This is a genomic window from Streptomyces sp. 891-h, from assembly GCF_022760275.1.
GTDB classification, from domain to species: domain Bacteria; phylum Actinomycetota; class Actinomycetes; order Streptomycetales; family Streptomycetaceae; genus Streptomyces; species Streptomyces spirodelae.
Window position 1 is genome coordinate 5,863,599 of record NZ_CP050693.1, and the last position, 14,610, is coordinate 5,878,208.

Here is a 14,610-nt window from a genome sequence, read left to right on the forward strand (position 1 = left end):
ATGAGTGAGCTCACCCAGACGCAGGGCTCCGACGACACCTTCGCGGGGCTGGACTACGACAACAACGGCCTGGCCCTCGCGGACATCTGCCGCAGCATCGCGGAGGTCGTCCGGGTAGGGCCGGACAAGCCCCGCAGGGTCCGCATCGCACTCGGCGCGGCAAGCGTGGAGGTCGAATGGGAGGGCGACCGAGGGCCGGCCACCCTGGTCGGCCCGGCCTCCCAGGAGGGAACCGGCGCCGCGGGGGGCGCCGGAGAGGAGATCCTCGAGGGGCACCGCGAATGCGCGCCCCTCGTCGGCACCTTCTACGCCGCCCCCGCCCCCGGCGCACCCCCCTTCGTACAGCCGGGCGACCACGTGGAGCAGGGCCAGCAGCTCGGCATCATCGAGGCGATGAAGCTGATGAACCCGCTGGAGGCCACCCGGCCCGGGCGCGTGGTCGAGGTTCTGATCGGCGACGGCGAGCCGGTCGAGTACGGCGAACCGCTGGTGCTCATCGACCCGGACGAGGCCACGGACGGCACGGACGAGGGGGCCTGACCAGTGGGATTCGGCACCGTCCTGGTGGCCAACCGGGGCGAGATCGCGATACGTGTGATGCGGACCTGCCGCGAACTGGGCATCCGCACCGTGGCCGTGCACTCGACGGCCGACAAGGACAGCAGCCATGTGCACGCCGCGGACGCCGCGGTGCAGATCGGCCCCGGAGCACCCCGCAAGTCGTATCTCTCGGCGCCGGCCGTGATCGAGGCGGCGCTGCGCACCGGGGCCGACGCCGTGCACCCGGGCTACGGCTTTCTGTCCGAGGACCCCGACTTCGCCGAGATCTGTGCGGAGAACGGGCTGACGTTCATCGGGCCGCGACCCGAAGTGCTCTCCAGGCTGGGCGACAAGGCGGTCGCCCGGTCGCTGATGACGGACGCGGGGCTGCCGGTACTGCCCGGCAGCCCCGGCACCGTGGACAGCGCCGCCGAGGCCTCGGATCTGGCGTCCCGGATCGGCTATCCGCTCATCATCAAGGCGGCGGCCGGGGGCGGCGGCCGCGGCATGACCGTCGTACGGCACGCCTCCGACCTGCTGCCCGCCTACCGGCAGACCCGGGCGACCGCGCAGGCCGTCTTCGGCGACAACCGCGTCTACATGGAGCGGTACTGCGACAGCGCCCGCCATATCGAGGTGCAGGTGCTCGCCGACGGGCACGGCACCGTGCTGCACCTGGGCGAGCGTGACTGCTCCGTGCAGCGCAGGCATCAGAAGCTCATCGAGGAGAGCCCAGGACCCGGGCTGCACCCGCAGCTGCGCTCGGCCATGGCCCGCGCCGCGGTGCGCGGCGCCCGCGCCATCGGCTACACCGGCGCCGGCACCTTCGAGTTCCTGGTGCACGACGAGGGCTTCTCCTTCATGGAGATGAACTGCCGTATCCAGGTGGAGCATCCGGTCACCGAGGCGGTCTACGGGGTCGATCTGGTGCGCGAGCAGATCCGGGTCGCCTCCGGTGAGGCGCTGCGGATGGCCCAGGAGGACCTGGTGCCGCGCGGAGTCGCGGTGGAGTGCCGCGTCAACGCGGAGGACCCGGCGCGGGACTTCGCGCCGGCGCCGGGCACCCTGGAGGAGTTCGTCCCGCCGGGCGGCCCGTTCGTGCGGGTGGACACCCACGGCCGGGCCGGCTGGAAGGTGCCGCCGCAGTACGACTCGCTGCTGGCGAAGGTCATCTGCTGGGCACCCGAACGCGACGAGGCGCTGGACCGCATGGACCGGGCGCTGGCCGAGTTCCGTATCGCCGGGCCCGGGGTGCACACCACCATCCCGCTGCTGCGCGAGATCGTCGCCGACCCCGTCTTCCGGGAGGGCCGGCACATCACCTCCTTCCTCGACACCCGCGGGTGACCCGCCGTACGGCATGACCCGTACGGCACGACCCGCCGCACGGCATCTCCCCGCACACGCTGGAGCCCCGGCCCTCTTCCCAGGGCCGGGGCTCCACCGTGTGCGGGCCGGGCGGTTCAGCCCTTGGCCTCCTGGGTCTCGCTCTCCTCGCCCCAGCTCTCGTAGCCCCGCACCTCGCGCGGCATCGTCTGGGCGAGCAGCGCGACGACGACCAGGCCGCCGACCGTGAACCACACGAAGCGGCCGAAGGTGTCGGTGAACATGTCCGCGCGGCCCGCGTCCACCGCCTTGTCCACCGCCTGCTGCACCCTGGGGTCGCTGCCTGCCCGCTCGAACACCGGAGCGCAGCTCTTCGGCTGTTTGTCGGGGTTCTCCTCCTCGGCGTAGTCGACGAAGCAGGGCCGCAGCTGCGCCGAGAGCTCGCGCGCCTCGGAGGCCGGGACACCGGCGGCCCTCAGCTCGGTCCGCAGCTGCTTGTCGTGACCGTCGTACGCGTCGGGCGCGGCGTTGGCGAGCGGTGTGAACAGCAGGACGCCCAGCAGCGCGGCACCCGTGGCGTTGCCGAGCTGGACAGCGGCGCTCAGCGAACCGGAGGCGGCACCCGCGTCCCTGCCCTCCACATGGGCGCCCGCGACGGTGAAGGCCGGGCCGATGACGCCGCCCATGCCGATGCCCGCCAGGAACAGCCCCGGCGCCAGCTCCCACCAGCCCGCGCCCGGCTCGAGGGCCAGCGCGAACCACAGCATGCCGGCGGCCATCACCAGCGCCCCGGCGGTGAGCAGATGCCGCCCCAGCTTGCCGACAAGACCGTCGGCAGCACCGGAGGTGAGACCGGCGCCGATCGCCCACGGCAGGAACAGCAGACCGGTGCGCATGGCGCTGTAGCCCAGACCGATCTGCAGGGTGAGCGAGATGGCCAGGAAGAAGCCGATCATCGTCGCGTCGAAGACGAACAGCACGACGGTGCCCGCGCTGAACCCGGGCTGGCCGAACAGCCGCAGCGGCACCAGCGCGGAGTGGTCCCTTCGCTCCTTGGCCCGCGCGTGCAGCGCGTAGCCGACCATGACCAGCGGCGCCGCGGTCATCGCCACGACCATCCAGGCGGGCCACCCGCTGGTGCGCCCCTGTACCAGTGGATACAGCAGGAGCAGCAGGCTGGCGCTGACCAGGACCACGCCGAGGATGTCCATCCGCAGCGGGAAGTCCGACTTGGTCTCCGGCACCAGGACGGAGGCCGCGAACAGCGCGGCGATGCCGATGGGCACGTTGACGAGGAAGACCGCGCGCCAGCCGAGGCCCAGCACGTCGTAGGCGACGAACACGCCGCCCAGCAGCGGGCCGGCCACCGCGGCCAGCCCGGTCACCGCGCCGTAGGCGCCGCTGGCGCCGCCCCGCTCGTTCCCCGGGAAGATCGCGTACACCGTCGCCATGATCTGCGGCACCATCAGCGCCGAGGCGATGCCCTGCACCGCACGCGCCGTCACCAGCACCTCGACGTTGGGCGCGATACCGCACAGCAGCGAGGAGAGCGTGAACAAGCCGATGCCCAGCAGGAAGATCCGCTTGCGGCCGTAGCGGTCCCCCATCCGGCCGCCCGTGATCAGCCCAAGGCCGAAGGCCAGGGTGTAGGCCGTCACCACCCACTGGGAGGCCGCGTAGCCGGCGTCCAGGTCACTGCGGATGTCGGGTAAGGCGATGTTGACGATCGTGACGTCCAGCAGGTCCATGAAGGCCGCGGCGAGCAGCACCCCGAGCGCCATCCAGCGCTTGGGATACGGCTCGGCCGCCGGGGTCACCGAGTTGTCCGCTGTGGTGGTCATGTCTCCAACTCCGCACTGTCGGTGCTATGTGGTTGTGGGCGGTCCGGGGTTCTCGAGCGGATCATGGGCGGGCCGTCACCAGGTGACGGGCAGCTCGTCCAGACCACGGATCAGCGACCCCGTGCGCCAGGTGAGGTTCTCTTCGGGCACCGCCGGCCGCAGGCCGGGGAAGCGGTCGAGGAGCGTGCCCAGCGCGATGTGCAGTTCCATCCTGGCGAGTTGGGCGCCCAGGCAGAAGTGGGCACCGTGACCCATTGCCAAGTGGTGGTTGGGCTCCCGGTGGAAGTCCAGCTCATCGGGGTGGTCGAAGGCGGCCGGGTCGCGGTTGGCGGCGCCCAGATCCACGATCACCGCCTCACCCGCGGCCACCGGTACCCCGTGCAGCACCGTGTCCTCGGTGACCAGGCTGGCGAACGCGGAGCCCGCGCCGGTGGGCACGTACCGCAGCAGCTCCTCCACGGCCCTGGGCCACAGCTCGGGGTGCTCGCGCAGCTCCTGGGCGCGCGCCGGGTTGTTCAGCAGCACATAGGTGAAGTTGGTGATCTGGTTCAGGGTGGTCTCGTGGCCCCCGATGAGCAGCGCCACCCCCAGCCACACCAGCTCCTGCTCGCTCAGCTTGTCGTCGTCGTCCCGCGCCGTGACCAGCGCACCGAGCAGGTCGTCGGTGGGGTTGGCGCGGCGCTCGGCGACCAGCTGGGCGAAGTAGCCGAAGAAGCTGCCCATCGCGGCCTTGACCTCGTCCGAGTCGAAGGCCGTGGTGCCCATGATGCCCTCGGTGAAGGCGCGGAAGTGCTTCTCGTCCTCGACGGGTACGCCCATCACCTCGCAGATCACCCGCACCGGCAGCGGCACGGCCAGATGGCGCACCAGATCGGCGGGGGCGCCGTGCGCCACCATCTCGTCCAGCAGCTCGTCGACGGCCTTCTGGATACGGGGCCGCATGGCCTCCACCCGGCGGGCCGTGAACGCCTTGCTGACCAGCCGGCGCAGCCGGGAGTGCTCCGGCGGGTCGAGCGTCATGATCGTCCCGGCGGGCGGGGGCTCGGGCATCAGCCGGGGTATCGCCGGGTTCTCAGCGGCGGCCGCGCGGCTGACGGCGGGCGAGGACATCACCTCGCGCACCGCCTCGTACCCGGTCGCCAGCCAGGCCGTGCCGCCGTGCGGCATGGTCACCCGGGTGAGCGGCGCCTCGGCGAGCAGCCGGGCGTAGCCGGGGTGCAGATCGAGGCGGGTGGGCTCGCCCAACGGGTAGGCGAGGGGCGGCGGTTCCTGCCGGGGCGCGGCCGGCTGCGGGCCTGTCGTGGTCACACCTGGCTCCCTTCGGAGGCTGTTCGTTCGTGCGGAGGTCGCAGCGATGTGACCGGACGCACCGGCCAGGGTCCCAGCGGCGCCTCGAGCCCGGCTCGAGTGCGGCAGGAGACGTTCATGCGCCGCTCCACCCGAAGTCGTGGTTGCTGTGCGTGGTGATCTGCACGTAGTTGCCCTCGGGGTCGGTCACATAGGCGTGCCGGTCTCCCCAGGGCTGGTCGCGGGGGTCCAGCACGACCGGGGCACCGGCCTCGCGCAGCGCGCCGACGGTTTTGTCGACGTCCTCGACGATGACGGTGATGTCGAACCGGCGGCCGGTGGAGGCACCGATGCCGTCCAGCCCGGTCGAGGCCCGTACGGCGGCCTCGTCGGCCAGCGTGAGATGGAAGGCGCTCCACTTGAGCGTGATGAAGACCGGCTCCTCCTTGGTGGGGAACCGGTAGGTCTCCACGAAGCCGATGGTGCGGTAGAACGCCGCCATCGCCTCGATGTCACCGGTGAAGAGGGTCGGCTGGCCGGCCCGGATGTCGTCGCCGGCGGCCGCTGTGTTCTCCCCTGGCACGGTGGATACCTCCTGCGGGTGTGGTGAGTGGGCCGGTGCGCGGCGGGTCGCGCCCGCAGACGATTCCGCCGGGCCCTCCGTGTGGTGGCTGCGCCGTTGCGGCGGAAACGGATTCCGCCGCAACGGTGGTCAGCCACGACGGTCCGGGTCCGGCGGAATCGTCGGGAGCCGCGACAACCGCGTGCGGTGCGTCAGTCGCCGGGCGTCAGTTGCCGGGCGGCGGGGGCTGGACCTCGGGGGTGCGCTCACCGATGTTGAACAGGGTGCCGAGCGGGTCCTTGAAGTCCGCCGACAGGCCCCAGTGCTCCTCGGTGATGTCGTTCGCGATCTCGACCCCGCGCGACCGCAGCTCGGCCACGGTCTTGTGGATGTCGTCGCAGTAGAACGCCGTGTGGGAGCGCTGTCCTGCGGTGCTGGGCATGCCCTCGGGACGCTGCGCCAGGATGAGGATGGCCCGCTTGTCCGGCGTCACCACCTCGACCCACCCCGCGCCCGGGCATTCCTCGGAGTCCAGGTGGAGACCGAAGCCCATGGTCTGGGTCCAGAACTCCTTGGCCTTCTGCTGGTCGTCGACGAAGATGAAGATCTTGTTCACGCCGTTGATCACTGGGAGTACCTCCGCAGGGCTGGGATGCGCTGTCGCTCCCAGGAGTAGCCAGCGGCCCTCGAAGATGTCTGGGGACGCGGTCGGGGGACCGCGTCCAACAGGGCGACCGGGGCGCCGAATGGGGCGTTGGGAGGGGGCTGTGGTGCGGCTGAGGTCACCAGCCGATGACGGCGTCCCGGCGCAGGAAGGCCCCGGAAGGGCCGTCGTCGGGCAGCGTGGCCGCACCCACGATGTGTGCGGCGGCCTCCTGCGGCGACTGCTCGGCATCCGGCCGCATCCGGGAGCGGACCAGCCCGGGGTTGATGGCGTTCACCAGCACCCCGGTGCCCTCGGTCTCGCGCGCGAGCAGCACCGTCAGCGCGTTGAGCGAGGACTTGGAGACGGAGTAGGCCGGGCACCGGCCGGGCAGGCCGAGGGCGAACGAGGCGGTGCCGCTGGAGATGTTGACGACCCGCCCCCAGCCCCGGCCCACCATGTCCGGTACGAACGCCTGCGCCATCCGCCACGCGCCCAGCAGATTGACCTCCAGCGTGCTCCGCACCAGCGCCAGGTCGATCCCCGTCGGCTCCTCGCCCCAGTCGAGCTGCACTCCGGCGTTGTTGACCAGGATGTCGACCTCGCCCACCGAGGCGTGCAGCTCGGCCACCGCCGCGGCGTCGGTGACGTCCACCCGGGCGCCCCGCGCCCCCTCGCCCAGCCGCTCGGCCGCCGACCGGGCCTGGTCACCGTCCCGCGAGGCGACGATCACTCGGTGACCGCGTCCGTGCAGCAGTTCGGCGACCGCGTGCCCGATGCCGCGATTGCCGCCGGTGACCAGAGCAGTCCTGGAGACCTCCGCCATGGGATCGCCCTCCCGCGTGTCGTCGGAACGCGGCAGCAGCAGGCCGCGGCGGCAGCATGCCGCGTCCCGGTGGAGTCGCGCTCGACCGCGCCACCCCCAACAGCCGGGAACGCAGCGGGCGTTGCCGAACCTCCGGCATGATGGAGCGATGACCAGACCGCCGCACAGCGCGACACCCGGCCCCGCAGGTGACGATCCCTCCGGCGCGGGCGGGCACGACGGCTCACAGGCCGGGGCGCCCGCCCGCAGCCGCAAGCGGGTCGTCCGCCGCCGCATTCTGATCACCGCGGGCTCGCTGCTGGGCCTGGGAGCGCTCACCGGTGGTGCCTACGGCGTCACCTTCGCGATGGTCTACCGCGACCGCAAGCTGTCCAACGTCGGCGAGCTGGACTTCCGCAACCCGGTGGCCGTACCCCGGCTGCTGGAGCCGGAGAAGGACGACCGCGGCCGACGGCACTTCACCCTCAAGGCCCGCACCGGCACCAGCACCCTGATCCCCGGCAAGAAGACCCCCACCTGGGGCATCAACGGGCCGTTCCTCGGCCCCACGCTGCGCGCCCGGCGCGGTGACACCGTCTCGGTCGCGTTCACCAACGAGCTCCCGGAGACCACCACCCTGCACTGGCACGGTATGCACCTGCCCGCCGAGTTCGACGGGGGACCGCATCAGGCTGTCGCACCGGGTCAGGTGTGGCGGCCCAGCTGGCGCCTCGACCAGCCCGCGGCGACGCTCTGGTACCACCCGCACCCGCACGGCAAGACCGCCGACCACGTCACACGCGGCATCGCCGGGCTGTTCCTGATCGAGGACGAGCACTCCCGGGACGCCGGACTGCCGCACACCTACGGCGTGGACGACGTGCCGCTCATCCTGCAGGACCGGGCCTTCCACGACGACGGCTCGCTGTCGCTGCGCGGCGTCTCCTTCATGGAGGAGCTGGCCGGCGCAGGCTCCCTCGGCGTTCTCGGTGACAACATCTTCGTCAACGGCACCCACAACCCGCATCTGAAGGTCACCACCCGGCTGGTGCGGCTGCGCGTGCTGAACGGGTCCAACGCGCGCGTCTACAACCTCGGCCTCACCGACGGCCGCTCCTTCCACCTCGTCGCGCAGGAGAGCGGCCTGCTGCCGGCCCCCCTGCGGATGCGCCGCCTGCAGCTCGCGCCCGCCGAACGCGCCGAGATCGTGGTGCCCTTCGAGTCGGGCGAGAAGGTGGTGCTGCGCAGCTACCCGCCCGACCTCGGCGTGGGCTTCCCCAACGGGCGACTGGACGGCGGCGAGGACACCTTCGACCTCATCCAGTTCCGCGCCGCGAAGACGCTGCGCGGCTCCGGCGAAGTGCCCGGGAAGCTCCCCGGCGCACCTCAGCCGGTGACCGCCCCCGGTTCCGCGCACCGGAGGTACTTCGAGCTGTCCGGCATCCAGATCAACGGGCGCTCGATGGACATGAACCGTATCGACCAGGTGGCACCCGCGCGCGCCGTCGAGGTATGGGACGTGCAGGGCATCGACGGGGTGCCGCACTCCTTCCATGTGCACGGCACCAGCTTCAGCGTCGTCTCGTACGGCGGGCGGCCCGTCCCCGCGCGGCTGCGCGGGCTGAAGGACACCGTCTATCTGCGCCCGCAGGAGACGGTGCGGCTGGCCGTACCGATGCCGGAGCATGTCGATCCGGCCACGCCGTACATGTTCCACTGCCACATGCTCAAGCACGAGGACCAGGGGATGATGGGGCAGTTCACCGTGGTGAAACCGGGCACCGAGAGCTCCGCACCGCGCCGCGTACGAGGGGGTCACCACTGAGGGCTTGTTCCGGTGAGGGGCTGCCCCTTGCTCGCCGTTGCGGACTGCGGGTCGTGTTCGGCTGGTCGCGCAGTTCCCCGCGCCCCTGACGGGGCGCATTCCTCCCGCTGTGCTTGGGAGGTCTGCTCCCCCAGACTCCGTCCGGGAGGTGCCCCCAGAGGCGCAGGGCTGGCAAGCGCGGGGTACGTGAGATGCGACGGATGCGCCCCCACGGCGCCGGCGTTCGAGTGGTCCGCAAGTGCCCTTGCCTACGCTCCCGACACTGCGGCAGCAGAACCGCTGTCTTGACGAGAGGCGAGGAAAAGCATGGGTAACCCACAAGCGCCGGCACCGTCGCGCAGGGCGCTGCTCATCGGCTGCGGGATCGCCGGTCCGGTGCTGGCTCTCTACCTCCAGCGGATCGGTGTCGAGGCCGTCATCCACGAGGCGAGCGAGGCGCCGCGCGACGACGTGGGCGCCTTTCTCAACCTCGCGCCCAACGGGCTGGCGGTGCTGGAGACCCTGGGCATCAGGCAGAACGTCGAGCAGTACGGGTCGCCCACCACCAGCACCGCTTTCCTCAACCACCGGGGCAAGCAGCTCGGCGAGAACCCGGCGGAGACGCTGCTGCTCAAGCGCGGCCTGCTGAACAAGGGGCTGCGCGAGGCCGCCGTGGAGCGGGGGGTGCGCATCGAGTTCGGGAAGTTCTTCGAGAGCGTCACCGAGACCGGCGACGGCGTCACCGTACGGTTCCGCGACGGCTCCACCGCCGAGGGCGACTTCATGGTCGGCTGCGACGGTATCCACTCCAGGACGCGCTACTCGGTGCTGCCGGACGCGCCCAGGCCGACGTACACGGGGGTCATCGGGACAGCCGGCTACACCCGCTCCCGGTACGGCGCTCCCGAGGACGGCACGATGCGGATGTCGTTCTGCCTCGACGGGTTCTTCGGCCACCAGACCACGCCCGGCGGGGAGATCTACTGGTTCGAGAACTACCACCAGGCGCGCGAGCCGGAGCGCGGCGAGATCGAGGCCGTCTCCCACGAGGAGTGGCAGCGGCGGCTGCTGGCCAAGCACCGCAAGGACCACTACCCGGTGCCGCAGCTGATCGAGGACACCCCGGAGGGGATCATCGGCTACCCCATCTACGACATGCCCTCGCTGCCCACCTGGTACAAGGGGCGGGTCTGCCTGGTGGGGGACGCCGCGCACGCCACCTCGCCGCACGTCGGGCAGGGCGCCTCGATGGCGATGGAGGACGCGATCGTGCTGGCCAAGTGCCTGCGGGACCTGGCCGAGCCGGAGCGGGCGTTCGCCGCGTTCCAGGGCATCCGCAAGGGCCGCGTCGAGAAGATCATCAAGGAGGGGCGCAAGACCGGCAACCAGAAGGCCGCCACCAACGGCTTCCAGCGCGCCGTGCGCGACCTGGTGCTGCCCTTCTTCCTCAAGCTCGGCGTCAAGGCCACCGAGCCGGTCTACTCCTACCGCGTCCCGTGGGAGGACCCGGTGACGACTGCCCGCGTCTGAGCACCCTCCACCACAGCAGGGGCGCGCCCATCCGGGCGCGCCCCTGACCGTGTGTGCGGGCGGCTGACGTTTCAAGGCTGTCTCCACTGCTCCTCCGGCAGTCCGGCGCACCGTGCCGGGGAGGGTCCGAGCCTTCCGACCGACCTGTCCAGGACCCCGGAGGAATGGAGAAGTTCATGCGTGGTTCCACCCAGATCCTCGTCATCGGGGGCGGGCCTGCCGGGTCGACGGCGGCCGGACTACTGGCCAAGCAGGGATTCGAGGTCACCCTGCTGGAACGCGACAGGTTCCCGCGCTACCACATCGGCGAGTCGATCCTCCCCTCGTGCCGGCCGATCCTCGAACTGCTCGGAGTGTGGGACAAGGTGCAGGCCCACGGCTTCCAGCCCAAGGGAGGCGCCTACTTCTTCTGGGGCCCTGAGGAGTGGGAGGTCAAGTTCGACAACCTGGGCGACGACGGCACCAACGCCTGGCAGGTCATCCGCTCCGAGTTCGACGAGCTGCTGCTGCGGCACGCCGAGTCGCTGGGCGTGGAGGTCGTGGAGAACATCACCGTCAAGGAACTCGAGTTCGACGGTGAGCGACCCGTCGCCGCCCAGTGGGCCGGCACCAAGGACCCCGCCGAGAGCGGACGCATCACCTTCGACTACGTCATCGACGCCTCCGGGCGCGGCGGCGTCATGGCGGCCCGGCACGTCAAGAACCGCCAGTACCACGAGATCTTCCGCAACGTGGCGGCCTGGACCTACTGGAAGAACGTCGAACCGCTGGACCGCGGCCCCGAGGGCGCCATCGCCGTCTGCTCGGCACCCGACGGCTGGTTCTGGGTGATCCCGCTGCACGACGGCACCACCAGCATCGGCCTGGTCACCGGGCGGGACATCTTCAACGACAAGCGCAACCGCCTCGGCGGCATCCAGCAGGTCTACGACCAGGTGCTGGCCGAGTGCCCCGCCGTCACCAAGCTGCTGAGCGGCGCCGAACAGGTCAGCGGGATGAAGGTCGAGCAGGACTACTCCTACACGGCCGAGAACTTCGGCCGCCCCGGCTACCTGATGTGCGGCGACGCCGCCTGCTTCCTCGACCCGCTGCTGTCCACCGGCGTCCACCTGGCCACCTACAGCGCCATGCTGGCCAGCGCCTCCCTCGGCAGCGTCATCCGCGGCGAGGTCGAGGAAGAGGAGGCCTGGCACTTCTTCAACACCGTCTACCGGCACGCCTACGAGCGGCTGCTGGTGCTGGTCTCCGTCTTCTACGAGAGCTATCGCGGCAAGGAGCACCACTTCTACAACGCCCAGAAGCTCACCTCCTCGCAGCGCGAGAACCTCAACCTCCAGGACGCCTTCGACCGCATCATCACCGGAATCGCCGACATGGAGGACGCGCAGGACGTGTACGCCAGCGTGCACGCCCACCTCAACGGCGCCGAGAGCGGCGACCCCAACCCGCTCGCCAACCTCAACAAGGTCCACGAGCAGAAGCAGGCCCCCATGAGCGAGCAGAACGCCGTCGGCGGGCTGTACCTCGCCTTCCGCCCGCAGTTGCACCTGGCGCGTGCCGAGGGCGCGGCGGCCGGGACCGCGGCCGGGACCACGGCCGGGACCACGGCCGGGGCCGCAGCCGAGGGAGGTCCCGCGGCATGACAGCCGAGTACACAGCGTCCGGCGAGGGCCCCGCGTCCGGCGAGGACCCCGGCGCCGGCCGGGAAAGCGCCTCCGGATCGCTGCGCCCCTGGCCCAACTGGTTCCGCACCCTGTTCATGAGCGACCTGTGGGAGCGCTTCGGCTTCTTCGGCATGCAGGCCATCCTGGTGCTGTTCGCCGTCGCGCCCCGCGACGAGGGCGGGCTCGGGCTCGCCAAGGCGGACGCCGCCGCGCTGTTCGGCGCCTGGATCGGGCTGGCCTTCATGCTCTGCCTGCCCGGCGGCTGGATCGCCGACCGGCTGCTGGGCCCCCGCCGTACGCTGGTGCTCGGCGCCGCCGTCACCACGGCCGGACACTTCGCGCTGGCCACGCCGCTGCTGTGGCTCACCCCGCTCGCGCTCGTCCTGCTGGCCGTCGGTATGGGCCTGTACAAGCCCAACCACCAGGCCCTGCTCAACCTGATGTTCACCGGCAACGGGCGGCGCGAGGCGGGCATCTCGCTGATCTACGTCGGCATCCAGGTCAGCGCCCTGACCTCGCCGCTGATCGCCGGGTTCCTCGGCGAACGCGTGGACTGGCGGCTCGGCTTCGGTGTCTCGGGCACCGCCATGCTCATCGGCACCATCCAGGTCGCCCTGGCCAGGCCGCAGTTCCAGGGCGTGGGCGACAAGCCGGGCAGGCCACTGGACGCGGATACGGCACGCCGCGTCAAACGGCGGGCCGGTACCGTCGCGGGCGCCCTGGCGCTGCTGCTGGGCGGGATGGCGGCAGCCGGCGCGCTGACCGCCGGCAGTGGTATCGCGCTGGTCGGCATGGCCTCGATCGTGGCGCCCGTGGTCGCCTACACCGTGCTCTACCGCAGCCGTGAGCTGGGGCCCGGCGACCGCAGGCGGCTGCGCTCGTTCCTGTGGATCTTCCTCGGCTCGACCCTGTTCTGGTCGCTGATCGCCCAGGACGGCTCGTCCCTGACCCTGTTCGCCAAGAACTCCACCGACCGTGACGTACTCGGCTTCGAAGTGCCCGTCAGCTGGCTGCAATCGGCCACCCCGCTGTTCATTCTCGTGCTGGCACCGGTCTTCGCGTGGCTGCTGCTCAAGCACGGCGGCGGGCGCGCCGGCGTCCCGGCCAAGTTCTCCGCCGGGCTGCTGCTGACCGGCGTCAGCTTCCTGGTCATGGCGCTGGCGGCCGGGCTGGCATCCGGCGACGACAAGGTCTCCCCGCTGTGGCTGCTGGTGGTCTACCTGATGCACGCCTGCGGTGAACTCATCGTCGCCGCCGTGGGTATCGCCGCCGTCGCCGATGTGCTGCCGCGCCGCTTCATCGCGCACATGCTCGGGCTGCTGTGGCTGTTCGCCGCGCTCGGCGGCGGCGCGGGCAGCGGCCTCGTCCGGCTGATCGACGTCATCCCCGAGGCGCTGTACTACCTGCTGCTGGCCGTACTCGCCCTCACCGTCGGCGGCACGCTCGCGCTGCGCCGGCACACGGTGGCGCGCGGACTGGCCCCGGAGGCCGACGAGACCGGGCCCGCCTCCGGCTCCGAGCCCGCGCCCACGCCCGTCCAGGAAGGTGACCCCGCATGACCTCCGTCTCCCCGGTACCGGAATCCACCGCCCCGGACTCGCCACAGGCGGCCGGGATCGCCCAGCTCGGCCTCGGCTTCGCCGCCTCCAAGCTGCTGCTCAGCGCGCTGGAACTGGGTGTGTTCACCGCGCTCGCCGAGACGGCCGACGGCACGGCGGAAGCCGAGGAACTACGGGCCGCGCTGGGCCTGCACCCGCGCGCCGCGTCCGACTTCTTCGACGCGCTGACCGCCGTCGGACTGCTGGAGCGGCAGTACGGCCGCTACCGCAACAGCGAGGCGGCCCAGCGGCACCTGGTCCGCGGCCCCGACTACCAGGGCGGCTTCCTGGAAGGCGCGGGCTTCGTGCTCTACCCGGCGTGGGGACGGCTCACCGAGGCGCTGCGCACCGGAAAGCCGCAGGCCGAGGGCGACTTCGAGGCCATGCTCAGCGACCCGCACGCGCGGCGGATGTTCCTGGCCATGCAGGACTCACTCAGCCAGCCGCTGATCCCGCACCTCCTGGACGCACTCGACTGGTCCGGATACACCACCCTCACCGACGTGGGCGGAGCCCGTGGCAACCTCGCAGCGCGCATCGTCCGCGAGTGCCCCGGCCTGACGGCAACTGTCTTCGACCGCCCGCAGAACGCCGAACCCTGCGCGGAGCACACCACGGACCTGGGGGTGCCGGAAAACGTCACCTTCTCAGGGGGTGACTTTTTCACCGACCCCCTGCCGCCCGCCGACGTCGTGGTCATCGGCCACGTGCTCGCCGACTTCTCCCGCGACGAGCGCCGCACGCTCATCGAGAAGGCGTACGCGGCCGTCAACGAGGGCGGCGCGCTGCTCGTCTACGACCCGATGAACGGCGACAAACCGGAGCTCGCCTCGCTGATCGCCAGCCTCCACATGCTGGTGATGACCCCGGCAGGCGCCGGATACCACCCCGGCCACTGCACCGGCTGGATGGAGCAGGCCGGCTTCACCGACGTGACCAGCCACCCGCTGCCGCTCGGCAACACCCTGCTGATCGCCCGCAAACGGGCCGCCCGACGTTAAGGAGACCGA

The 14,610-nt window shown here is 71.3% G+C and carries 12 protein-coding genes; 7 read left to right on the forward strand and 5 right to left on the reverse strand.

The window, feature by feature from the left end:
* Positions 1 to 540, forward strand: a complete 540-nt coding sequence (locus HC362_RS25725; protein WP_243086524.1) for a biotin/lipoyl-containing protein — start codon at positions 1 to 3, stop codon at positions 538 to 540.
* Between the two features lie 3 nt (positions 541 to 543).
* Entirely contained in the window at positions 544 to 1,887 is a 1,344-nt protein-coding gene (gene accC, locus HC362_RS25730; RefSeq protein WP_279240137.1) for an acetyl-CoA carboxylase biotin carboxylase subunit, read from the forward strand.
* Positions 1,888 to 2,003: 116 nt separating this feature from the next.
* Here accC and HC362_RS25735 read toward each other — a convergent pair whose 3' ends face one another.
* The 5 genes from HC362_RS25735 to HC362_RS25755 form a co-directional block, all read right to left on the reverse strand.
* Positions 2,004 to 3,707, reverse strand: coding sequence for an MFS transporter (locus tag HC362_RS25735; protein WP_243086525.1), 1,704 nt, complete (start codon positions 3,705 to 3,707; stop codon positions 2,004 to 2,006).
* Between the two features lie 75 nt (positions 3,708 to 3,782).
* Positions 3,783 to 5,015 (reverse strand): cytochrome P450, encoded by a 1,233-nt coding sequence (locus tag HC362_RS25740; protein WP_243086526.1) that lies wholly within the window; start codon positions 5,013 to 5,015, stop codon positions 3,783 to 3,785.
* Positions 5,016 to 5,130: 115 nt separating this feature from the next.
* On the reverse strand, positions 5,131 to 5,577 hold the full coding sequence (locus HC362_RS25745) for a VOC family protein (RefSeq protein ID WP_209266907.1): 447 nt from the start codon (positions 5,575 to 5,577) through the stop codon (positions 5,131 to 5,133).
* Between the two features lie 205 nt (positions 5,578 to 5,782).
* The gene (locus tag HC362_RS25750; protein WP_243086527.1) at positions 5,783 to 6,184 is read right to left on the reverse strand and encodes a VOC family protein; all 402 of its coding nucleotides are present in this window, start codon (positions 6,182 to 6,184) and stop codon (positions 5,783 to 5,785) included.
* A 154-nt stretch (positions 6,185 to 6,338) separates the two neighbouring features.
* A complete protein-coding gene (locus tag HC362_RS25755; RefSeq protein ID WP_243086528.1) occupies positions 6,339 to 7,025 on the reverse strand; it encodes an SDR family NAD(P)-dependent oxidoreductase in 687 nt (228 codons plus the stop codon).
* 148 nt (positions 7,026 to 7,173) lie between these two features.
* On the opposite strand from HC362_RS25755, the gene HC362_RS25760 reads away from it, so the two are divergent.
* The 5 genes from HC362_RS25760 (at position 7,174) to HC362_RS25780 (ending at position 14,601) form a co-directional block, all read left to right on the forward strand.
* Positions 7,174 to 8,829 carry a multicopper oxidase domain-containing protein gene (locus tag HC362_RS25760; RefSeq protein ID WP_243086529.1) on the forward strand — a complete coding sequence of 552 codons (1,656 nt, stop codon included), beginning with the start codon at positions 7,174 to 7,176 and terminating at the stop codon, positions 8,827 to 8,829.
* A gap of 306 nt (positions 8,830 to 9,135) precedes the next feature.
* Positions 9,136 to 10,338 carry an FAD-dependent monooxygenase gene (locus tag HC362_RS25765; RefSeq protein WP_243086530.1) on the forward strand — a complete coding sequence of 401 codons (1,203 nt, stop codon included), beginning with the start codon at positions 9,136 to 9,138 and terminating at the stop codon, positions 10,336 to 10,338.
* A 176-nt stretch (positions 10,339 to 10,514) separates the two neighbouring features.
* Positions 10,515 to 11,981: an NAD(P)/FAD-dependent oxidoreductase gene (locus tag HC362_RS25770; protein ID WP_243086531.1), complete on the forward strand. Its 1,467-nt coding sequence runs from the start codon at positions 10,515 to 10,517 to the stop codon at positions 11,979 to 11,981.
* Entirely contained in the window at positions 11,978 to 13,561 is a 1,584-nt protein-coding gene (locus HC362_RS25775; protein ID WP_243086532.1) for a peptide MFS transporter, read from the forward strand. The genes HC362_RS25770 and HC362_RS25775 overlap by 4 nt, the downstream gene beginning before the upstream one ends.
* Positions 13,558 to 14,601 carry an acetylserotonin O-methyltransferase gene (locus HC362_RS25780; protein ID WP_243086533.1) on the forward strand — a complete coding sequence of 348 codons (1,044 nt, stop codon included), beginning with the start codon at positions 13,558 to 13,560 and terminating at the stop codon, positions 14,599 to 14,601. Before HC362_RS25775 ends, HC362_RS25780 begins: the two co-directional genes overlap by 4 nt.
* Positions 14,602 to 14,610: the final 9 nt, after the last annotated feature.